Origin of the sequence: Marivita geojedonensis (genome assembly GCF_002115805.1) — a bacterium.
In the GTDB taxonomy this organism is placed as follows: domain Bacteria; phylum Pseudomonadota; class Alphaproteobacteria; order Rhodobacterales; family Rhodobacteraceae; genus Marivita; species Marivita geojedonensis.
This window is the reverse complement of the sequence record NZ_JFKC01000013.1, coordinates 25,689-46,639: the sequence shown is the minus strand read 5'-3', so window position 1 is coordinate 46,639 and position 20,951 is coordinate 25,689. Positions and strand designations below refer to the sequence as shown.

Sequence of the window (20,951 nt, the reverse complement as noted above, 5' to 3'; positions counted from 1 at the left end):
AGAGCTGTTGACAGTTTGGGTTTGGTTGGGCTGCGTCTTCAGGCGAGCGCGGGGCGCGGCGATTTTTCCGTTTCGCGGGGGCGCAAATGCTTGAGGTAGCGTTTTTCGGCATATCTGAAGGCCAGCGAGATCATGAAGACAATAGCCATGTAGAACAGCATGGCCGTTACGAAGCCTTCGTAGGCAAGGTAGTAGCGTCCGTTCAGCCAGCGTCCGACGCCAAGCAGGTCTTGCAACGTCACGGTGCTGGCAATGACAGAGCCGTGCAGCGTGAAGATCACCTCGTTGGAATAGGCGGGCAAGGCGCGGCGAAAGGCGCTTGGCAACACCACCAGCCGCATCCGGGTCCAGGGGGACATGCCGGCGGCCTTTGCCGCTTCGATCTCGCCGCGTGGTGTGGTTTCGATGGCGCCGCGCAGGAATTCGGTCGTGTAAGCAGCAGTGTTGAGCGTGAAGGCGATCAGGACACACCACCACGGATCGCTCAGGATCGGAGACCAGAGAAAACTGTTGCGAACCGCTTCGAACTGGCCCAGTCCGAAATAGAACAGGTAGGTTTGCACCAGCAAAGGTGTGCCGCGAAACGCATAGGTGTAGCCCCAGATGATCGGGTTCAGGACAGGTTTTCTGTAAGCCCGGGCAATGGCCAGCGGAATGGCGATCAGCCCGCCCAGCAGCAGCGCAAGGAACGTCAGTTGCAGTGTGACCCATGCGCCTTCGACGAACCTGTCCAGGTTGTCGAAGATTAGCATGAAGTCCAGCGGGGCCGTGGTTTCGCTAATATCGCGCAGATATTCAAGGAAAGTGCGTTCGGGTTCCATGGCTTCAGGCCTTTCTCTCGCCGACGCTGTATTTGCGGTCGACCCAGCGAAGTGCGCCGTCGGAAACAGCCGTGATGATCAGGTAGATGACCAGGACCGCGAACATGAAGGTGAACAGCGCGTGGTTGGACCGGCCTGCCGAAAAGGCATTCCAGACGAGGTCATGTAGCCCGATCACCGACACAAGGGCGGTGGCCTTGACCAGCACCAACCAATTGTTCGTGAAACTCGGCAGTGCATACCGCACCATTTGTGGCCATGTGACCAGAGTGAAGACTTGCCGCGCGCTCATGCCCACCGACAGGGCGGCCTCGATCTGGCCGCGCGGAATGGCCAGGATGGCGCCGCGAAAGGTTTCGGCCATGTAGGCACCGAAGATGAACCCAAGCGTCAGGACCCCGGCAATAAACTGGTTGACGTCGACATACCCCCAAAGGCCGGTAGCCTGGCCGATATCGTTGAGCAGCGCCTGGCCGCCGTAAAAGATCAGCATCATCAGAACCAGCTCGGGCACGCTGCGGACAAAGGTAGTATAACGATTGCCGATACGCCGCAGGCCACGAGACGGTGAAAGCTTGGCGAAAGCCCCCAACAATCCGAAACCCACCGACAGAAGCAGTGACAGAACAGCGAGCGAGATCGTAACAATTGTCCCTTCGATCAGGATTTGCCGATATTCGAAAATCAGGCCCATGAGTCTCTGTCCGTTTCAAGTTTTTTGAAGTGAAAGGCAGCAGGGACTGGGGAACGGGCGCCCCTGCTGCAACGGGTGATCCTACAGGATCATTTGCCGTAGATATCGATGTCGAAATACTTGTCGTTGATCGCCTGGTAGGTTCCGTTTGCACGAATAGCCTTGATCGCGGCGCTCAACTCGCCCGCCAGCGGATCGCCTTTGCGCACGGCGATACCGGTGCCTTCACCCAGACAGGCCACGTCATCAAGGTCGTCGCCAAGAAATGCGAAACCCTTGCCTTGCGGCGTGTTCAGGAAACCGTCAATTGCTTGCAGCGTATTGTTGATCTGCATGTCCAGACGCCCGGCGACCAGATCGGCGAACACATCTTCCTGGGTGTTGTAGAGCTTAATGTCGGCTTCGGGGAAATGTTTCTCGACATAGCACTGCATGGTTGTGCCACGCAAAAGACCGATCTTCACGCCCTTGGTCCCTTCACGGGTGAGTTCGAAAGTTGCGCCTTCCTTGGCGATGAAGCGCGTTGGGGTGGCATAGTACTTCTCAGTAAAGTCGACCTTTTTCTTGCGGTCCTCGGTGATGGACATCGACGCGACGATGGCGTCGTACTTGTTGGCGATCAGCGCGGGGATCATGCCGTCCCATTCCTGCTCGACCAGTTCACATTCACGCTTGAGCTCGGCGCACAAAGCATTTGCGATGTCGATGTCAAAACCCGACAGCGTGCCGTCGGCTTCTTTCATAGAAAATGGCGCATAGGCACCTTCCACACCAATGCGAAGCGTGTCGGCCATGGCCTGCCCGCCAAACAGCGCCACGGCGCTGACAACGGAGGCGATCAGTGTTTTTTTGAGTTTCATATTGTCTACTCCCTGTGTTGAGTGATGCGGGCCTGCCCGATTGGAAGCGCGGCATGACCCGTGGTCAGTTCCTGGTATTCGACAGGAATTCCTTGAAACGTGCTGAGTTGGGGTTTGTGAACATTTTATCGGGCGCGCCTTGTTCCTCGACCAGCCCCTGATGAAGGAAGATGACCTCAGACGATACATCGCGGGCAAAGCCCATCTCGTGCGTGACGACGATCATTGTGCGCCCTTCGTCGGCAAGCGACCGGATCACCTTTAGGACCTCTCCCACCAACTCCGGATCCAGCGCCGAGGTCGGCTCGTCAAACAGCATGACCTCTGGCTCCATCGCGAGGGCCCGGGCTATGGCGGCACGTTGCTGCTGCCCCCCGGAAATGTGCGACGGGTAGTAGTCGCGCCGATCGTACATTCCGACCCGCTCAAGCACAGCCTTTGCCTTTTCGATGGCTTCGGCACGCGGTTGCTTCAGAACGTGAATTGGCCCGGCGATCACGTTTTCCAGAACGGTCATGTGTGACCAAAGGTTGAAAGACTGGAACACCATAGCCAAACGTGCGCGGATGCGCTCGACCTGCTTGGCGTCAGATGGCTTGAATACCCCATGGCGATCCGTCGCCATCTTGATGTCTTCGCCATGCACCGTGACGGTGCCCGAGTTCGGAGTTTCCAGAAGGTTGAGACAGCGCAGAAACGTGCTCTTCCCAGACCCGGAAGACCCCAGCATGGAGATGACGTCGCCCTGTCGTGCTTCCAGCGAAACCCCTTTCAGGACCTCGACCTTCCCGTAGGATTTGTGCAGGTCCTGCACCTGCAGGGAAAGATCGGCCTCGGGTTTTGCTTGCGGCTGGGCCATGAAGCGTCCTGTCTGTCCTGGTGGTTGTGAAGGCTGTCCAAACGGTAACGAGCGAATTCGTGATCGAAAAACAGGAAAAACTGGCCCTGAGCGTCTGTTTTCGCTACGCTGCAACAATGACAACGTCGCTTCGCCACTTGAACGCATTACGCGCCTTCGAGGCCGCCGCACGCCATCAAAGTATTTCCAGGGCGGCGGATGAGCTGAACGTCAGCCATTCGGTTGTCAGCCAGCATGTGAAAAACCTCGAAGCCTGGTTCGGTACGGAACTGTTCACCCGTTCCGGCAACCGGATTGTGCTCAGTGAAGATGGGCGTGCGCTGCTTCCGCGTATCTCGGGCGGGTTTCAGACCCTGAGCGACGCGTGCAGCGATCTTCTCAGGGCGACACAAAAGGGCACTCTGACCATCAGTGCGGAACCGGCGTTGGCCTCTTTGTGGCTGCGCAAGCGTATCACCGAGTTTTGCGACCTTTTCCCAAAGATCGACATAGACCTGCGGCCGGCCTGGCAACCACCCCAGCTTGGCGAAGGCCATGCTGACCTGATCATTCACTTCGAAACACGACTTCCGGCGGCCGGTGTGAAACGCCATCGCCTGTTCCCGATAGATGGCTACCCGGCATGCGCGCCAGGGGTCCGTGACAGGTTGCTTTCCCAAGATGGTAAAATCGACTGGAGCGATGCTCCTCTGATCCACGACAATGGTCGGGAGATCTGGCACAACTGGTTTGTCGAGCACGAGCCCGGCAAAATACGATGGCAGCAGGGGCGGGTCTATTCAGATCTTTCTTTGGCCATTGACGCTGCCGTGGATGAAGAAGGCATTGTACTGGCCGATGACATTCTTTGCGCCAAGGAAATGAAATCCGGTATGCTGGTCCGGTTGGACGATCGGCAAATTCGTTGCGTCTGGTATTCAGTGGCAACCCCTCGAAGAGCATCCAGAAAAGCAGCAGTCGACACATTTACGGTTTGGTTGCTGGAAAAAAGCTCAGCATTGGCTGATTAAGTCAGCTGGGAATAGCGCGAAATCACAGCGGACTTGTCACGCGGCAACTTGCGCGGCGGACACTATGATGCCGCGCGGTGAAAGCCCGGAGGCCAGCTTTTACTGAACTTAGCTCCAGTCGCAATCCGGAGATAGCTGCCATTGGTGCACCAGAGGCTAACGGCAGCAAAGTCCGCTCTACAGACTTTGGCATCGTCAGCAGCGAACGACCGGTAATTGAGTAACTCAGAGCACTTAGGTCAATACGGATGAATGCCAACGCTGTCTTTGTAGGCGCTAGTAGTTCACCTGCTCAAAGCCGTAGTTCCCTTCATAGTCACGCCAGTCGACGAAGACGGAACGGTGATAGATGCCGGGGCAATTCTGGCCCCAGCGTTCAAGACCGATATGGGCGGAGGGTAGGGCGGTGATGGAGGACCTCTGCCAGGCGAAGTCGCCTTGGGTTCCGTATGTGCCGAGGACCACGGTGGCGCTACGGTTGCAGTCGCCGTCACGTCCAGATTCATGCTGTCGCGCATACCGGACATCATAGACACGGATGGACCGCACGAAATTGAATTCAGGTCCGCTGATATCGATGTCCGCGCGGTCCTGAATAAGCTGGAGGGCCCGGTCGGCGAGAACGAGATCGTCGACTGGCAAGGATTGGAGTGGTCTACGGCTATCGGGCCGGTACAAGATCTCGAAGATGCGGCCAGCGTTGTTTGATAGCCGATCGCTCTCATAGGAGGCGCCCATGGGACAGCGCCAGATTTGCAGTGGCGGTTCCACCGGCCAGGGCGTAATCCGCCGAATGAATTCGGCGCGGGCTCGGGCGCAAGGAACTGAAGCAGGCCAACCGCCAGAGAGACACAAGAGGATCGCGCAATCGATCGGGTATGTCTGCGCTCGGGCGGACATCGGTAGCGAAAGGCCTGTCACGGTTAAAGCGACTACGACCGAGGGGAGAAGCTTCTTTAGTAAATGACGCATGCTGAGGACCCTCTGTGACAGACCTCAGCATACATACGAAAATATACTATCGCAACACTAAGTATAAAGTCGCATAAAGAAGTTTATGTTAAGTAAGTACTATTTCGTGAACGGTTCAACACGCGACATCTCGCTTTGAAGCGATGCTGCTAAAGAGCCACCGCTCTAGATCGTGTGCATCCGGCTCAATTCTTTTCGCAAGACCGCCACAGAACTCCATGAATGCTTCGGCATTGAGGGCATTCAGTCCAACTAAAACCGGAAGTTCAATAGCCAGGGCCTCTCCGATCACCGTCCGAAATCCACGCCCGTCTGCTTCATGCTTCCCGAATTTGTTCACGATCAGACAATCGCTTTCGGGCAAACGAGCCTGTACCAAGCCTACGGCAGATTCCAGTGCTTCGGGGTCCAGCCTGCAGCCTCGCGCTTCACGTCCAAGACTTTGCGAAATTCTGAGCGTTGGTCCGGTTGGAAGAACGAGGACATCCATATCGCACGGACCGGCATCCGGTCTTTCTGTGTTGATTTGGGCCGTACCGGCCGGCCGATACCCTGATCTGATGATCGATTGCGCAACCTGGTGAAGGAGCAAGTCGGTGTCGCCCCGCCCGGGGGCCATTGTGTACGCGATGTGCATGTCAGTTCTCAGTTCGTGCAAAAGGGAAGAAATTCGACCAGGGCGCCTGCGGGCACGTGATCCAGTTCTGAGGGCAGAAATGCCAAGCCATCTGCCTCGGCGAAGTGGGAGACCTGTCCTGAGTTCCCGCCTGATTTGAATTCGATGACATCTCGCCCGTAGCCATCGATACCGACGATAGATGCGGCACGGATCTCACATCGACCCGCTTTCCGAGACAGGTCTTGTCCCAAAAGAACGTGCTGCCGTTTCGGGATTGTCTCCTGTCGTCCAGAAAGTGCGTTCAAAACAACCTCTCCGAAGATAGACCAAGTGACAAAGGCGGAGCCAGGATTTCCGGGGAGCCCGAGCCAGATCGCTTTGCCGATCCGTCCAAGCGTGATGGGTTTGCCGGGTTTAATCGCAACTCCCGCAAATATCATCTCACCCCCTGCCGATAGAACTGCATTATGCAAATGGTCTTCGTCCCCAACAGAGACGCCGCCTGTCGTGACAACGAGATCCGTGTATGCAGCGGCGGATTGAACGGCATCCCGAATGCTCTCCAGACTATCACTGACCCTCATGATGTCGTGCAGGACTACATCCGGGCGGGACAGAAGGGATTGCAGCATTGGCGTGTTGACGTCCCAGATTTGCCCGCTCTCCAGCGCTTGCGCGCCCGGCGTTGCAACCTCCGATCCTGTCGCGATGAGGGCAACGCGAACGCGGCTTTGCACTCTGACGCTTCCGTGCCCGGCGGCAGCGCAGGCCGCGATCGCGCGCGGCGTCAGCAAAGAGCCCGCAGGCAGGATTTCGGTGCCCGATTGATACGCCTCCCCTCTTCGGCGCACGTTTTCGCCCGGTTCAGGTCGTTCGTCGAACCGGATCGAGTTCCCAAGCCTCTCAGCCCTCTCCTGCATGATCACGCAGTCATACTGCACGGGAAGCGGCGCCCCAGTGAAGATCCGGCAGGCATCCGAAGAGGCGTATCGTGCGTTCGGAGCGTCGCCCGCAGCAATGCGACCTGCGACGGGAAACAGCCATGGGCCGTCGCCTGCAAATGCCCTGCTGTCTACCGCATATCCATCCATGGCAGCGTGGTCGAAGCGGGGCATGTCGCATTGTGCGCAAACCGGCTTTGCAAGGACACGCCCGCGGACGTCTTGGATCGGCAGAGTTTCCGTAGGCGCGCTTGGGAGAACGTGATCCGATATCCTCCGAAAAGCTTCATCGATGCTGATCCAACTTGATGACGTTGTGAGATCATCACACCCACAGCCGGCTGGAATTTGCCTTGGGAGATATGTCATGAGGGCCCCATTCACTTTTGAGGCGCTTTACGCGCCAGATGCTCTGTGGTCGCGAAAATCGGAAAGACGACGCTGAAACATTGCTGAGCGCAACTCGGCCAACTCATCCTCGGTCAAGAGCTGCTTGGCGAGCGGCAGCAGCCTGCTGTTTTCCATCGCCATGTCTGTCCGCAAACTTGTTGCCAGATCGCGCAGGCATTTTTGTTCGGAATATGTGAGCCCGCGAAGCTGTTTCTTGAGGATTTGAAGCAGGTCAATCGCGGGCCGCGATCTGAATGCGATTTCCTGATGGAGCTCCGTGACGCGGCGCAGAACTTCGAAGAGCGATGGTGCTTCGCCCACATGCCCGCGCATCAGTCGCGCAAGGTCTGCATCCTCATCAACGATGAAGAGAGGCAATTCGTTTTCGAGGTAGGTCAGCGCTTCGAAGACATCTTCTCTGGTAGGCATTTCACTGTCGGCTATCCGATCAAATGCTGCACAAACTGTTCTTGTCCGGAGGTGATCCTCTTCAAGGAACTCGAGCGGGTTGGCCAATAAGTCCATGTCTGTCGCATGATGGTGTGAGTCTCGCGAACGCGCATTGGACAAGGATTTCTTCATTTTCGTGCTCTCCGGGGGAAGGATTGATGATGTTGGAACTACGTCGCGAAGAGGCTCTCTAATCCTCTTCGCTTGAGCATTGCGGAGCGAAGCGCGTGCAAGTCTTCTTCGGTCAACCGCGCTTTGGCCAAAGGAAGCAAAACCGCATTCTCGAGGATAAGATGACGTCGTGCTGCGTTTGCCAGTTCAATCATTGATGTCCGCAGAGTGTCCGATAACGACGTAGCAAGTGCCAGACCGGCAAGACCTGAAGTCACAGCCTTCAAGTGATCGGATATATCGGAGTGCTCCTTTTCCAAGCGCTTCGCCAGCTTTGGCAGTTCATCTTCCGGTTCCGCGCGAGACAAAATGCGTGGCATGAGGTCGTCGTCTTCGTCAGCCAGCAACAGCGGCAATTCGTGCTCCAGATACTCGATCATTTCCGAGATCGCCGGACCTTCGATCGTTGTGGCTTCTGCCAGACGATCCAACTCTGCGCTCATTGCTCTCAGACGAAGGTGGTCCTCTGCGATGAAGTCCAAGGGATTCTTCAGGAGCATGACATTGGTCGGTGTCTTGCCGTCGATTGAACGTTGGTCAGTGGTGATGCTTTTCATGATCTGCCCTCCTGGGCGAGACCGGTCGGAGGTCCGCGCCGGAGATCTCGGCGGACGCAACCAGGGTTTGCACAAAGTCTTTGGCCGCGCGGGCCCAGGATGCCTTCTCCATGGCATCGGAAATCTTCTGTTTTACGCTGTCGAAGGGAAGCACGGCCCCTGTCGCGACCGCATCCATCTTGATGATGTGCCATCCATAGCGCGTAAGGATGGGTTCTGCCGTGATAGCACCTTCTGTCAATTCGCGGAGTGCGGCTTCAAATTCGGGGACAGAGTCACCGGGGCTCAACTGGCCCAAAGCTCCACCGCTTGATTTGGAGCCGCATTCGCTGACTTGCGCCGCAAGCTTGGCAAAAGCCTTCGGGTTGCCCAAGGCCTTCCCAGTTAAGTCGACTGCGCGGGCATGCGCTTCTTTCCGCGCGCTGTCATCGCGAGGGTCACACGCGATCAGGATATGCGAGACTTCCCACAAGGGCGGGCTGCGGAACCGAAGCGGGTCTTTTTCCCATTCTGCCCGAATAACCTGTTGCCCAGGCTTGGACACGATCACAGCCTCGTCGAGAAGGCCCCGGATCAGGGCCTCCTCCTCTGTTTCAAATCGACCTGGGCCGACCTCTTGAACCTGCGCTTCAATTCCGCGCTTGTGTGCCTCTTGCAGCAGCAAGGTCCGCACGGCGATGGCATTTGCGGCCTTCCGCCAGGCGATGCCCGGTTTGCCTTTGGGGCCATCGTGGTTCTGGGCTTCTGCTGCAACTTGAGAAGAGGGCACCGTTTCGCCGTTGATGACGAGATCCGGAAAAAGCGCGTTCATGAGGGTCACTCCGCTGGGGTTGGCATGGCGTCGGGCGCTGAGGCCCCTTGGCTTGCGGGTGCAGGTCCCTTGCGTCCACGCGGGATGGCTCCAACGTTTTTCGGCAAAGCCTCTGTGCGGCGCGAGCGCACGACTTGATATCCGGTCCGGCCAAAGAGATAGCGGAATGGGGCCGCAAAGCCTGAAAGGATGTGCACAAGCCGTGTGAACGGGAACACCGCGATGATCAGCAGACCGAGGACTAAGTGCAGCTTGAAGATGATCGCCACATCCGCAACGTATCCCGCCGCCGCACCGTTAAAGGTAAAGATACCTTGTGCCCACGACATGAATTTGGTCATTTCATGCCCGTCGAGGTGACCCAGCGAAACAAAGATCGTGCCAAGGCCCAGCACAAGCTGCGCAATCAGCATCAGCAGGATCGCATTGTCCCAGAAGCTGGAGTTCTTCGCGATCCGGGGATCGGTCCAGCGACGATGGAACAGCAGGATGCCCCCGATCAGCGCCGCGATGCCCGCAACACCGCCGGCCACCACCGCCAGAAGCTGTTTCGCACCGTGGCTTATGCCGATGGCGTCAAAGATCCATATCGGTGTCAGCAGACCAACAAGGTGGCCAAAGAAGATCACCAGTACACCGACATGGAACAGGACAGAGCCGACGATCAGTTGCTTGCGCCGCAGCATCTGCGATGAAGACGACTTCCAGGTGAATGGATCACGCTCGTATCGCGCGATGGAGCCGATGATGCAAATCGCCAGCGCGATGTAGGGGAAGGTTCCAAAAAGAAACTGGTTCATGACATCCTCCGTCATTCGGCCGCGTGTTGCGGTGCGGGGGTGATAGGTTGATCCATGCGCGACAGCATATCGCGCACTTGAGGGCATCCGGCATTGGGATCAGGACCGAAGCGGACCTCGGATTCCTCCCAGACCTTGTCGAGCGCTTCGAGATCATCGGAGTCCATTTCCGGTTCCTCGAGCAACTCGGCCACGGCCGCCTTGTCCGCCTTCGCGCCAGAAAGCTGCAGCAAAGCGGCGAACGCGGCTCCATATGGGCTTTCCCGACGACAAAGCCGTGCGTTCAAAGCCTCAAGAATGTGAGCCGCGTCCGCCAAGGTTTCCTGTGCCTCGACGAAGGGACGCGTGGACAGGAATTCCAGAAGCATCGGCAGATGATCGGGCAGTTCCGAGGTAACAGGGTCGAACCCGGCTTCACGATACATCTCTACCAGCGAGACCATGGCGCCGCCCCGGTCACGGCTTTCGCCGTGAACATGCTCGAACAGGTTGAGCGACAGCGTGCGCGACCGGTCGAACAGGCCCACATAGGTTTCCTGCAAGTCATAGATGTCTCGCCCGCCCAGTTCCTCGACGAGCGGGCGCAGGGCCCGACGTGCTGCTGCAGTCAATCGCGTGTCAGAGGCAAGAACGCCTCCGATCTCGGGCATGGCCTGCTGCAGCTCGCGCGTTGGGTAACTCAAGACCAGCGAGAGGGCTTTGAAAGTACGATCAATGGTCATCACATGGCCTCCGGCATTTTGAGGGGTTTCTTGCCTTTGCCGAAAAGCGACGGTTTGGACGTCCCGGTGGAGCAACCATTGCCATCCGTGAACCCACACCCGCCCTTTAGGTCATAAGCCTCTTCGACCTGCTCGCGGTGGGTGGTCGGGATGACAAAGCGGTCCTCGTAATCGGCAAGGGCCATGATCTTGTACATATCCTCGATCACGCGCCCGCTCAGGCCAACCCGTGCAGCGATCGCTTCGTCAATCACACCCTCCACGGTCTTGGAGCGCATGTAGGCACGCATGGCCATCATGCGCTCGAGGGCGCTAATCACCGGGGCCTCGTCGCCCGCTGTCAGCATGTTTGCCAGATAACGAACCGGAATCCGCAGGTCCTGTACCTTCGGCATCATGCCATCCATACCGATCTTTCCGGCCTCGGCGGCGTTCTGGATCGGAGAGAGCGGCGGGATGTACCACACCATAGGCAATGTCCGGTATTCCGGGTGGAGCGGGAAGGCGACCTTCCACTCCATGGCCATCTTCCAGATCGGGCTTTCCTGTGCGGCCTTGATCCAGTCTTCCGGGATGCCATCCGCACGTGCCGTCTCGACAACGACCGGATCGAACGGATCGAGGAACACATCCAGTTGCGCATCATAAAGCTCTTGCTCGCTGGGTGCGTTCGCGGCTGTGTCGATCTTGTCGGCATCGTAGAGCATCACGCCCAGATACCGGATGCGGCCCACGCAGGTTTCCGAGCACACGGTCGGATTGCCGCTTTCAATCCGGGGATAGCACAGCGTGCATTTCTCCGACTTGCCGCTTTCCCAGTTGTAGTAGACCTTCTTGTAAGGACAGCCCGAGACGCACATCCGCCAGCCACGACACTTCTCCTGGTCGATCAGGACGATGCCGTCCTCCTCACGCTTGTAGATCGCGCCGGATGGGCAGGAGGCGGCACAGGCCGGATTCAGGCAGTGTTCGCAGAGCCGGGGGAGATACATCATGAAGGTGTTCTCGTATTCCCCGTAAATCTCCTTCTGGATGCCTTCGAAGTTGTAATCCTCCGACCGTTTTGAGAATTCGCCGCCCAGAATTTCTTCCCAGTTGGGGCCTTTCTCGATCTTCTCGATCCGCTCGCCGGTAATCTTGGAATAGGGGCGCGCCGTGGGGAACGCCTCCATTTCCGGAGCCGACTTCAGGTGATCGTGGTCGAAATCGAACGGCTCATAATAGTCGTCGATTTCCGGCAGGTCCGGGTTGGCGAAGATGTTGGACAGGATCCGCCACTTGCTGCCTTGCTTGGGCTGCAGCTTGCCGGACTTGGTCCGCTCCCAACCGCCGTTCCACTTGGCTTGGTTCTCCCAGTCGGTCGGGTAGCCCGTGCCGGGCTTGGTCTCGACGTTGTTGAACCACGCGTATTCGACCCCATCGCGTGTGGTCCACACGTTCTTGCAGGTCACGGAGCAGGTGTGGCACCCGATGCATTTATCGAGGTTCAGCACCATGCCGATTTGCGCACGAACTCTCATTCTGCGGCCTCCTTTTCGGTCGCTTCATTGTCGAGCCAGTCGACTTTTTGCATTTTCCGCACGATGACGAATTCGTCCCGGTTGCAGCCCACAGTGCCGTAGTAGTTGAAGCCGTAGGATTGCTGGGCGTAGCCGCCGATCATGTGCGTGGGTTTCAGGACAGCGCGGGTCACGGAGTTGTGGATGCCCCCGCGCTTGCCGGTCTTTTCGGAGCCGGGCGTGTTCACGATCTTTTCCTGAGCATGGTACATGAACGTGGTGCCGTCCTTGATCCGCTGGGACACGACGGCCCGCGCGGTCAGAGCACCGTTCACGTTGTAGAGCTCGATCCAGTCGTTATCCGCGATGCCCGCCGATTTGGCGTCGTTCTCGGAAATCCAGACCACCGGGCCACCACGGTTGAGCGTGAGCATCAACAGGTTGTCCGAGTAGGTCGAGTGGATGCCCCATTTCTGGTGCGGTGTGATGAAGTTCAGCACCAGATGTGGGTTTCCGTCACGCGCCTCGTGGTTGATCTCTGCCGTGACGGTTTTCAGATCGACCGGCGGACGGTAGGACATGAAGCCCTCGCCAAAAGCGCGCATCCAGAGGTGGTCCTGGTAGAGCTGTTGGCGTCCCGTGAGTGTGCGCCATGGGATAAGCTCATGCACGTTGGTGTAGCCCGCGTTATAGCTGACCTTCTCACTCTCGATGCCCGACCATGTGGGCGAGGAGATGATCTTGCGGGGCTGCGCCGCGATGTCGTGGAAGCGGATTTTCTGATGGTGCTCGCCTTCGGCCAGATGTGCGTGTTCACGCCCTGTGTTCTCGGACAAAGCCTCCCAAGCCTTCACGGCCACGTTGCCGTTGGTCTCGGGAGCCAGCATCAGGATCACTTCGCAGGCATCGATCGCCGTTTCGATCTTCGGCCGTCCTTTCGCGGGCCCGTCCTGTTTCACACCGTTCAGCGCGGCCAGTCCGTCGATCTCCTCCTGCGTGTTCCAGGTGATGCCTTTGCCGCCATTGCCAAGCTTGTCCATGAGCGGGCCAAGCGCGGTGAAGCGGTCGTAGATCGCGGTATAGTCCCGTTCGACCGGCACATAGGCTGGCGCGGTCTTGCCCGGAATCAAGTCGCATTCGCCTTTCTTCCAGTCGCGGACCTGATCCTGCGCAATTTCCGCCGGCATGTCGTGCAGCAGAGGCAGCGCGACAATGTCGGTTTCCTTGCCGAGGATTTCCGGGGCGACCTCTTGAACCTTCTTGGCGATGGCCTTGAAAATCTCGAAGTCCGACTTGCTCTCATAGGCCGGGTCCACAGCCGCTTGCAGCGGGTGGATGAACGGGTGCATGTCCGACGTGTTCATGTCGTCCTTTTCATACCAACTGGCCGTCGGCAGAACGATGTCGGCATAAACCGCCGTGGTGGACATGCGGAAGTCGATCGTTACCAGCAGGTCAAGTTTGCCCTCCGGACCTTTCTCGTGCCACTTGGCTTCTTTCGGCAGGGCCCTGCCCTCTTCGCCCAGATCCTTGCCCAGAACACCGTGATCGGTGCCGAGCAGGTGCTTGAGGAAGTACTCGTGCCCCTTGCCCGAGGAGCCGAGCAGGTTGGAGCGCCACACGAAGAGGTTGCGCGGCCAGTTTGCCGGATCGTCCGGGTCCTCGCAGGACATTTCAAGCTCGCCCGATTTCAGCTGCTGCGCGACATAGGCTGGGATTTCCATCCCGGCCGCTTTTGCCTGCTTGGCAACTTCCAGCGGATTGGTTTTGAGTTGCGGCGCCGAAGGCAACCAGCCCATCCGTTCGGCCCGGATGTTGTAGTCGATCAGGGAAATGTCCCAATCGCCTTCTGGAGCAGTTGGCGACAGGATCTCGTTTGCCTCCAGCGTCTCGTAGCGCCACTGGTCGGTATGTGCATACCACGCCGAGGTCGAGTTCATGTGCCGCGGTGGGCGACCCCAGTCGAGCGCGAAGGCCAGAGGTTGCCAGCCGGTCTGCGGACGCAGCTTTTCCTGCCCCACATAATGCGCCCAGCCACCGCCGGACTGACCGACACAGCCGCACATCACCAGCATGTTTATGACGCCACGGTAGTTCATGTCCATGTGGTACCAGTGGTTCATCGCAGCGCCGATGATGACCATGGCCTTGCCTTGGGTCTTTTCGGCGGTATCCGCGAATTCGCGGGCCACGTGGATGATCTTGTCCGCAGGAACGCCGGTGATCTTTTCGGCCCAGGCCGGTGTGCCGGGGACATCTTCGTCGTAAGATGTGGCGACCCAATCACCGCCCAAGCCGCGATCCACACCATAGTTGGCGCAGAAGAGGTCAAAGACGGTCGCCACCAGCACTTCGCCATCGGCGGTCTGGATGCGCTTGACCGGGATGTTCTTGGTCAGAACGTCAGGGCGTTGGTCGCCCGTGGTAAAGGCCTCGGTTGCGGCACCGCCGAAGTATGGGAAGTCCACACCGCGCACATCGTCATGATCATCATCAAGGATGAACGACATCTGCAACTTGGCCTCTTTGCCGTCTGCCTTCTCTTCGAGGTTCCATTCGCCCTTTTCGCCCCAGCGGTAGCCAATGGCTCCGTTGGGCGACACCAGCGTGCCGGTTTCTTCGTCGAAGGCGACGGTTTTCCATTCCGGGTTGTTGTCCTCGCCCAGAGTGTCGTCGAGGTCAGCAGCCCGCAGGAAACGACCGGGAACAAGGCTGCCGTCCTTTTCGTCCAGACGCACCAGCATCGGCATGTCGGAATACTTGCGGCAGTAGTCTTCGAAGTATTCGGCCTGACGGTCGATGTGGAACTCGCGCAGGATCACGTGACCAAAGGCCATCGCCAGCGCCGCGTCGGTGCCCTGCTTCACGTTCAGCCAGACATCCGCAAACTTGGACGCCTCGGAATAGTCGGGGCAGATGACGGCGGACTTCGTGCCCTTGTAGCGCACCTCGGTATAGAAATGGGCATCCGGCGTACGGGTCTGCGGCACGTTGGAGCCCCAGAGCAGGAGGTAGCTGGAGTTATACCAATCCGCACTCTCTGGCACGTCCGTCTGTTCACCCCATGTCATCGGCGAGGCTGGCGGCAGGTCGCAGTACCAGTCGTAGAAGGACATGCAGACGCCGCCCATCAGGCTGAGGTAGCGGGATCCGGCGGCGTAAGAGACCATCGACATCGCCGGGATCGGCGAGAAGCCGAAGATCCGGTCGGGGCCATAGGTCTTAGCCGTGTACGCGTTCGCCGCTGCCGTGATCTCGGTGGCTTCGTCCCAAGTGGCGCGGACAAACCCACCGGAGCCCCGCTTCGAGGTATAGCTGTTGCGCAGGATCGGATCGTTCTGGATCGCGGTCCAAGCCTGAATGGGGGTCTTGGTCTTGCGCATTTCGCGCCAGATCTTCATCAGCCGCCCGCGGATCAGCGGGTTCTTAACCCGGTTCGCGGAATAGAGATACCAGCTGTAGGACGCCCCCCGTGCGCAACCGCGCGGTTCGTGGTTTGGCAGGTCGGGACGCGTGCGCGGATAGTCCGTCTGCTGTGTCTCCCACGTGACGATGCCGGATTTGACGTAAATCTTCCAGCTGCAAGACCCGGTGCAGTTCACCCCATGGGTCGAGCGGACGACTTTGTCATGGCGCCAGCGGTTTCTGTAAGTGTCTTCCCAACCGCGGTCTTCATTCGTGACCTGACCGTGGCCGTTGGCGAACTCTTCCAGCTTATTGGACTGGAGGAAGTTCAATCTGTCGAGCAGGTGGCTCATGGAATTGTCTCCTATTGGCTACCTCTGCGCCGGTAGGATCCGGCGCAGAGTTTGGTCAGTGGATCAGCAGGGAACGGGTGCGTTTTTCCGGCTGTAAACGGCCCAGGTGATCACGGCGCAGAGCGCGTAGAAACCGAGGAAGGCCCAGAGTGCGCCATGCGGAGCACCGGTCAGCGCGATTGAGGTGCCGTAGCTCTTCGGGATGAAGAAGGCGCCATAGGCAGCGATAGCCGACGTGAAGGCGATGATGGCGGCCGATTCCCGTTCGATGGTCCGCTGCATGTTGGTCGCTTCGAGATTGGGCAGAATGCGCGGGATTTCCTGTTTCATGATCGAGGGGATCATCTGGAAGGTGGAGGCATTGCCCACACCGGTCAGGAAGAAGAGCGCCATAAAGCAGGCAAAGAAGCCCCAGAAGCTGCCATCAGCCGCTTCGGGTGTGGAAGGCAGGAACTGCAGCACGCCGTAGACCGCCGCGATCATGCCGAGGAACACCCAGAAGGTTACGCGTCCACCGCCAAACTTGTCGGAAATCCAACCCGTTGCCGCCCGGCTCAGCGCGCCGACAAGCGGACCAAGAAACGCATAGGACAGCACATCCACATCCGGAAACTGGGTTTTCATCAGGAGCGGGAAGCCCGCAGCGTAACCGATGAAGGAGCCAAAGGTCCCGGTGTAGAGCACACACATGATCCAGTTCTGCTTGCGCTTCAGGATAGACAGCTGATCGCCCAGAGAAGCTTTCGCATCGGCGATGTCGTTCATGCCGAACCAGGCGGCGATAGCCCCCACGACGAGGAACGGCACCCAGATGAAGCCTGCGTTCTGAATGAAGAGCTGGCCACCGTCGCTGAGTTGCTGCGGTTCACCGCCAATGGCACCGAACACGCCCATTGTGATGACGACCGGTACGACGAATTGCATGACCGACACGCCAAGGTTGCCCAGACCGGCATTCATCGCCAACGCCTGCCCCTTAACCTTCTTCGGGTAGAAGTAGGCGATGTTGGCCATGGAGGAGGCGAAGTTGCCGCCACCAAAGCCGCAGAGCAGCGCGAGGATCAGGAAGGTGAAATACGAGGTCTCCGGGTTCTGCACGGCGAAACCGATGCCGAGTGCAGGAAGCAGCAGAGATGCGGTCGAGATCGCGGTCCATTTCCGACCACCGAAAATCGGGATCATAAAGCTGTAGAAGATCCGCAGTGTGGCGCCGGACAGACCAGGCAGAGCCGCCAGCCAGAACCGCTCGGAAACAGAGAAGTCGAAGCCGATTGCGGGCATTTTGGCGACAACGACCGACCAAACCATCCAGACCGAGAAGGCCATGAGCAGGTTTGGGATCGAGATCCAAAGGTTACGGGTTGCGATGGCCTTACCCTTTTCCTCCCAGAATTGGGGGTCTTCGGGGCGCCAATCCGTCAACACATGACGGCTGCTGCCATTTGAGGTGTCTGTTATCGCCATGGGTAAGTCCTCCCGTATTGGCGGTTTCGGGGGGCCGGCCGGAGCACCCTGCCCGACCGGCCATGCATTCATTCAGCGGGTTGCTGGCTGCCGTTTGGACCAAGCCGGGCCAAAGCGGTCTTGAGATCATCGAGGTCTTTGAACCGGGCGGTGACGGTCAAACCATTGCCTTTTTCGGCAAGCGCGACCTTCTCGGAGCCTTCAAAGATCAAAGCGAGTTCTGCTTCGGCCTCTTTCTTCCGCACGGCTTCGGCTGCAATTGCGTGGTCGACGGAGCTGAGGACATATTCTTCGTCAAAGCCGCCTTCCGGTTCCTTCAGCCAGAAGAAGCAGACGATCCAGGAAATCAGAGCACCGGTGGCGATGATGAAGAAGAAGGTCTGTGTATCCACGAAGGTAAAGATAAACAGATAGAATACCGCGCCGACATTGCCGTAGGCCCCGGCCATACCTGCGATTTGTCCGGTGACCCGACGTTTGATCGACGGGATGATGCCGAAGGTCGCACCTTCCGCGCCTTGGACAAAGAACGAGCAAGCGATTGTGATTGCGACTGCAATGATCAACGGCCATTCGCTGTTCAACAGACCCATCAGAGCAAAGCCAATGGCGATCCCCAGCATGTAGGACAGCATCACAAAGCGGCGGTTGCCCATCCGGTCGGACACAAGGCCCCCCATCGGACGTGCCACGAGGTTGATGAAGGCAAACGAGGCCGCAATCAGACCAGCGACGACTGCTGTCAGCCCCCAGGTTTCCTGGAAGAACATCGGCAGCATCGACACCACCGCCAGTTCGGCACCGAAGTTGGCAAAATAGGTGGTGTTGAGCGCAGCAACCGAGCTGAAAGGGTACTTGTCATCCTCGGGCACACCTTTACGGAGGATCGGCAGGTTAGTCCGCAGCACTTGCCAGACCTGGTAGACCACCAAAGTCGCGATCGAAGCGTAGCAGATGGTTGCCACGAAGCCATCAATATAGCCCATCATCTGCACGCGGTAGATAAGGATCGACAGGATCCCGATCAACGGGACAGTGAAGATGACCAGAAGCGCAAGGTCCTTATAGGTCGACACTTCCAAGGCAGAGCCCTTAGCCTTCTTGTGCGTATCGGGGTTGGGGCCATCGGTGATAGCGAACCAGTAGAACACGCCATAGGCGGCCATGATGATGCCGGACATGGCAATCGCATAGCGCCAGCCATCGTCACCGCCGAATACGTTCAGCGCGATGGTCGGGATGGTCAGGGCCGCGGCGGCGGAACCGAAGTTACCCCAGCCTGCGTAGAAGCCTTCTGCAAACCCGATGTCCCGCGGCTTGAACCAAAGCGCTGTCATGTGGATGCCCACAACGAAGCCAGCACCGACAGACGACATGATCAGACGCGAGACGAAGAGTTGCATCTTGGTGTCGCCAAACGCAAAGAAGAGCGTCGGCACGGCCATCACGACCATGAGGATCGAAAACACCCGGCGTGGCCCGTATTTGTCTAGCGCAAGCCCAACGAGGATCCGGGCCGGGATCGTCAACGCCACGTTTGCGATGGCGAAGAGCTTGATGTCGTCTCTAGTCAGCCAATCATTCGCCGCCAGCATGGAAGATGCCAGCGGGGCCATGTTGAACCAGACGTAGAAGGTGATGAAGAAAGCGATCCAGGTCAGATGGAGCGCGCGAATAGCGCGATCCTGAACCCGGAAGAGAGTTGAGATTTTCATCGGTGGTGTCCCCCGGGTTTATTCGGCCGCCTGCATCGAAGATGCGGGGACATGGGTTGGAATGATAAGGATCGGGCATTTCACCCGGCGTGCGAGAAACGCGGAAACAGACCCGAAGGTCATGTGGTCAAATTCCTCGGCGATGGCGTCGAGTTTGCGCGTGATGAAGCCCAGGGCTCCGCCATCCGCTTGATGAGAGTGACGTGCCATGACCAAAAGGTCCGGCTGACGCTCTTCAGTGGCGCGCAGGATCATCTTGCGCGCATCGCCCTCGGCAAGCATGACCTTCGCCTTATAGCCTGCCGCCATCAATTCGGCGGCCGCTGCCTCGACGCCCGCCTTCTGGTCCTGATACTGTTCGGTGAAAAGCTCGTCCGCGCCCGATGTGGCGCTGCCGATGTCTTCCACGACCGAAACCAGCGTGACGCTGGGTTTCAACGGGCCGAACATCTGTTGAATTGCGTCCAGCGCAATTCGCGCATTGCGCGAATGGTCGTACGCAAGCATGATTTCCATGGGTCCCTCCGTTCTCGCGTGTCCAGAAACGGACACATTTCGCGTTGAGACCTGTGTGAGAGGGTTAGTGGCGTTTTCTGTTGATCTGGATCAAAATTCGGTGGAAAGTGTAATGAAATAAATGCCTTATCAAGATTTGTCATTTCGGTTGCAGTGCGGCATCAAACGGGCGATCGAAATATATCAAATCTATGATTGACATTTATCAAGACATGAAACCACATATATCAAGTGGAGTAAGCAGGTGTACCTTGGGATGCCCGAGTCGGACTTTCCGGATATTCGCGGTCTGCATCTATTTGCAGATATGAGCGACGAGAACTTTCTCGCGCTCATGCGCGGCTCCTATGTCCAAAACTTCCCCCCACAGATCGAGCTTATCGAAGAGGGCGACCCGAGCGACTTTCTGCATATCGTTCTGTCCGGTTCGGTCGAGCTTTTCTCAAGCTGGAACAACCGCGAGACGTCAATGGCGACAGTCCGCCCGGTATCCACCTTCATTCTCGCGGCAACCATCAAGGACGCGCCCTATCTGATGTCAGCGCGCACGCTAGAAAAGAGTCGCGTCGCCCTAATCCCGAGCCAGGATGTTCGAGGCGTATTTGATATTGATGCCAAGTTTGCGAGGAACGTGGTGACGGAACTGGCGCAATGCTACCGGTCCGTTGTCAAGAATACCAAAGACCTGAAGCTGCGAACCTCGCTTGAGCGCCTGGCAAATTACCTTCTGCGCCAACAAAGACGCACGGGTGGAAATCCAGACTTCGAACTGCCAATCGAAAAACGCCGCGTCGCCTCAATGCTTGGCATGACCCCAGAAAACCTGAGTCGCGCCTTCAAGAGCCTGCAATCCTACGGCGTGAGCGTAGACGGCAACCACGTGACTATCTCGGACCAGAAGGACCTTGAGAAGTTCGCGAAGCCAAGCCCCCTCATAGACGACTATTCAACCTAAGGAAGAGATATGTCCGAAAAAATGCCCGGTGCCGCCGGAGACCTCGCCGAAGAGTTCCCCCACGTCTGGAACGCCTACCAGATGCTTGGCCGAGCTGCTGCGGATTGTGGGCCTCTCACTGATCGAGAGCGTCGCCTGGTAAAACTCGCCTTGTCGATCGGAACGGGTTCTGAAGGCGCGGTACACTCGCACACGCGGCGCGGGAAAGCCGAGGGCATTGAGAAAGAAGCGCTTTTGCAGGTAGCGATGCTGGCCATCGGTCCGCTTGGTCTCCCGCGTGCGGTTGCGGCGAAAACCTGGATCGAAGATATCAAAGACTAAAACGCGGTCGGCGTTTGCGGTCTGTCACCGAGCCTTAGGACCCACA

Annotated in this window: 20 protein-coding genes; 3 read left to right on the top strand and 17 right to left on the bottom strand. The window is 58.1% G+C overall.

Translation table 11 applies throughout. The features are described 5' to 3' along the window. Positions 1-38: 38 nt before the first annotated feature. The 4 genes from MGEO_RS13240 to MGEO_RS13225 all read right to left on the bottom strand — a co-directional run bounded on the left by MGEO_RS13240 (position 39) and on the right by MGEO_RS13225 (position 3,234). Positions 39-821, bottom strand: coding sequence for an ABC transporter permease (locus tag MGEO_RS13240; RefSeq protein ID WP_198948110.1), 783 nt, complete (start codon positions 819-821; stop codon positions 39-41). A 4-nt stretch (positions 822-825) separates the two neighbouring features. Then, entirely contained in the window at positions 826-1,515 is a 690-nt protein-coding gene (locus tag MGEO_RS13235) for an ABC transporter permease (protein ID WP_085638526.1), read from the bottom strand. Between the two features lie 89 nt (positions 1,516-1,604). After that, positions 1,605-2,375 (bottom strand): ABC transporter substrate-binding protein, encoded by a 771-nt coding sequence (locus tag MGEO_RS13230; protein ID WP_085638523.1) that lies wholly within the window; start codon positions 2,373-2,375, stop codon positions 1,605-1,607. 64 nt (positions 2,376-2,439) lie between these two features. Beyond that, positions 2,440-3,234 (bottom strand): ABC transporter ATP-binding protein, encoded by a 795-nt coding sequence (locus tag MGEO_RS13225; protein WP_085638520.1) that lies wholly within the window; start codon positions 3,232-3,234, stop codon positions 2,440-2,442. A gap of 59 nt (positions 3,235-3,293) precedes the next feature. Between MGEO_RS13225 and MGEO_RS13220 the strand changes: the two genes are divergently transcribed. Next, on the top strand, positions 3,294-4,244 hold the full coding sequence (locus tag MGEO_RS13220; protein ID WP_143746274.1) for a LysR family transcriptional regulator: 951 nt from the start codon (positions 3,294-3,296) through the stop codon (positions 4,242-4,244). A 276-nt stretch (positions 4,245-4,520) separates the two neighbouring features. Here MGEO_RS13220 and MGEO_RS13215 read toward each other — a convergent pair whose 3' ends face one another. The 13 genes from MGEO_RS13215 to MGEO_RS13155 all read right to left on the bottom strand — a co-directional run bounded on the left by MGEO_RS13215 (position 4,521) and on the right by MGEO_RS13155 (position 19,629). After that, a complete protein-coding gene (locus MGEO_RS13215; protein ID WP_233139922.1) occupies positions 4,521-5,216 on the bottom strand; it encodes a hypothetical protein in 696 nt (231 codons plus the stop codon). Between the two features lie 115 nt (positions 5,217-5,331). Next, positions 5,332-5,835, bottom strand: a complete 504-nt coding sequence (locus MGEO_RS13210; RefSeq protein WP_332908315.1) for a DUF2478 domain-containing protein — start codon at positions 5,833-5,835, stop codon at positions 5,332-5,334. A gap of 26 nt (positions 5,836-5,861) precedes the next feature. Beyond that, a complete protein-coding gene (locus MGEO_RS13205) occupies positions 5,862-7,145 on the bottom strand; it encodes a molybdopterin molybdotransferase MoeA (RefSeq protein WP_085638508.1) in 1,284 nt (427 codons plus the stop codon). Positions 7,146-7,172: 27 nt separating this feature from the next. After that, the gene (locus MGEO_RS13200) at positions 7,173-7,748 is read right to left on the bottom strand and encodes a hemerythrin domain-containing protein (protein ID WP_085638505.1); all 576 of its coding nucleotides are present in this window, start codon (positions 7,746-7,748) and stop codon (positions 7,173-7,175) included. A gap of 38 nt (positions 7,749-7,786) precedes the next feature. Then, on the bottom strand, positions 7,787-8,344 hold the full coding sequence (locus tag MGEO_RS13195; protein WP_085638502.1) for a hemerythrin domain-containing protein: 558 nt from the start codon (positions 8,342-8,344) through the stop codon (positions 7,787-7,789). Next, a complete protein-coding gene (locus MGEO_RS13190) occupies positions 8,325-9,155 on the bottom strand; it encodes a peptidylprolyl isomerase (protein WP_085638499.1) in 831 nt (276 codons plus the stop codon). The genes MGEO_RS13195 and MGEO_RS13190 overlap by 20 nt, the downstream gene beginning before the upstream one ends. A gap of 5 nt (positions 9,156-9,160) precedes the next feature. Then, on the bottom strand, positions 9,161-9,955 hold the full coding sequence (gene narI, locus MGEO_RS13185; protein ID WP_085638694.1) for a respiratory nitrate reductase subunit gamma: 795 nt from the start codon (positions 9,953-9,955) through the stop codon (positions 9,161-9,163). A gap of 11 nt (positions 9,956-9,966) precedes the next feature. After that, positions 9,967-10,677 carry a nitrate reductase molybdenum cofactor assembly chaperone gene (gene narJ / locus MGEO_RS13180; protein WP_198948109.1) on the bottom strand — a complete coding sequence of 237 codons (711 nt, stop codon included), beginning with the start codon at positions 10,675-10,677 and terminating at the stop codon, positions 9,967-9,969. Next, positions 10,677-12,197, bottom strand: a complete 1,521-nt coding sequence (gene narH / locus MGEO_RS13175) for a nitrate reductase subunit beta (protein WP_085638496.1) — start codon at positions 12,195-12,197, stop codon at positions 10,677-10,679. The genes narJ and narH overlap by 1 nt, the downstream gene beginning before the upstream one ends. Continuing rightward, positions 12,194-15,934 (bottom strand): nitrate reductase subunit alpha, encoded by a 3,741-nt coding sequence (locus MGEO_RS13170; protein ID WP_085638493.1) that lies wholly within the window; start codon positions 15,932-15,934, stop codon positions 12,194-12,196. Before MGEO_RS13170 ends, narH begins: the two co-directional genes overlap by 4 nt. Positions 15,935-15,997: 63 nt before the next feature. After that, positions 15,998-17,398, bottom strand: a complete 1,401-nt coding sequence (locus MGEO_RS13165; protein WP_085638491.1) for a NarK family nitrate/nitrite MFS transporter — start codon at positions 17,396-17,398, stop codon at positions 15,998-16,000. A 68-nt stretch (positions 17,399-17,466) separates the two neighbouring features. Continuing rightward, positions 17,467-19,113 (bottom strand): MFS transporter, encoded by a 1,647-nt coding sequence (locus tag MGEO_RS13160; protein WP_085638488.1) that lies wholly within the window; start codon positions 19,111-19,113, stop codon positions 17,467-17,469. A gap of 18 nt (positions 19,114-19,131) precedes the next feature. After that, positions 19,132-19,629, bottom strand: coding sequence for a universal stress protein (locus MGEO_RS13155; protein ID WP_085638485.1), 498 nt, complete (start codon positions 19,627-19,629; stop codon positions 19,132-19,134). Between the two features lie 256 nt (positions 19,630-19,885). On the opposite strand from MGEO_RS13155, the gene MGEO_RS13150 reads away from it, so the two are divergent. Both MGEO_RS13150 and MGEO_RS13145 read left to right on the top strand, forming a co-directional pair. After that, a complete protein-coding gene (locus MGEO_RS13150) occupies positions 19,886-20,584 on the top strand; it encodes a helix-turn-helix domain-containing protein (RefSeq protein ID WP_085638482.1) in 699 nt (232 codons plus the stop codon). A gap of 9 nt (positions 20,585-20,593) precedes the next feature. After that, positions 20,594-20,905: a carboxymuconolactone decarboxylase family protein gene (locus MGEO_RS13145; RefSeq protein WP_085638479.1), complete on the top strand. Its 312-nt coding sequence runs from the start codon at positions 20,594-20,596 to the stop codon at positions 20,903-20,905. Positions 20,906-20,951: the final 46 nt, after the last annotated feature.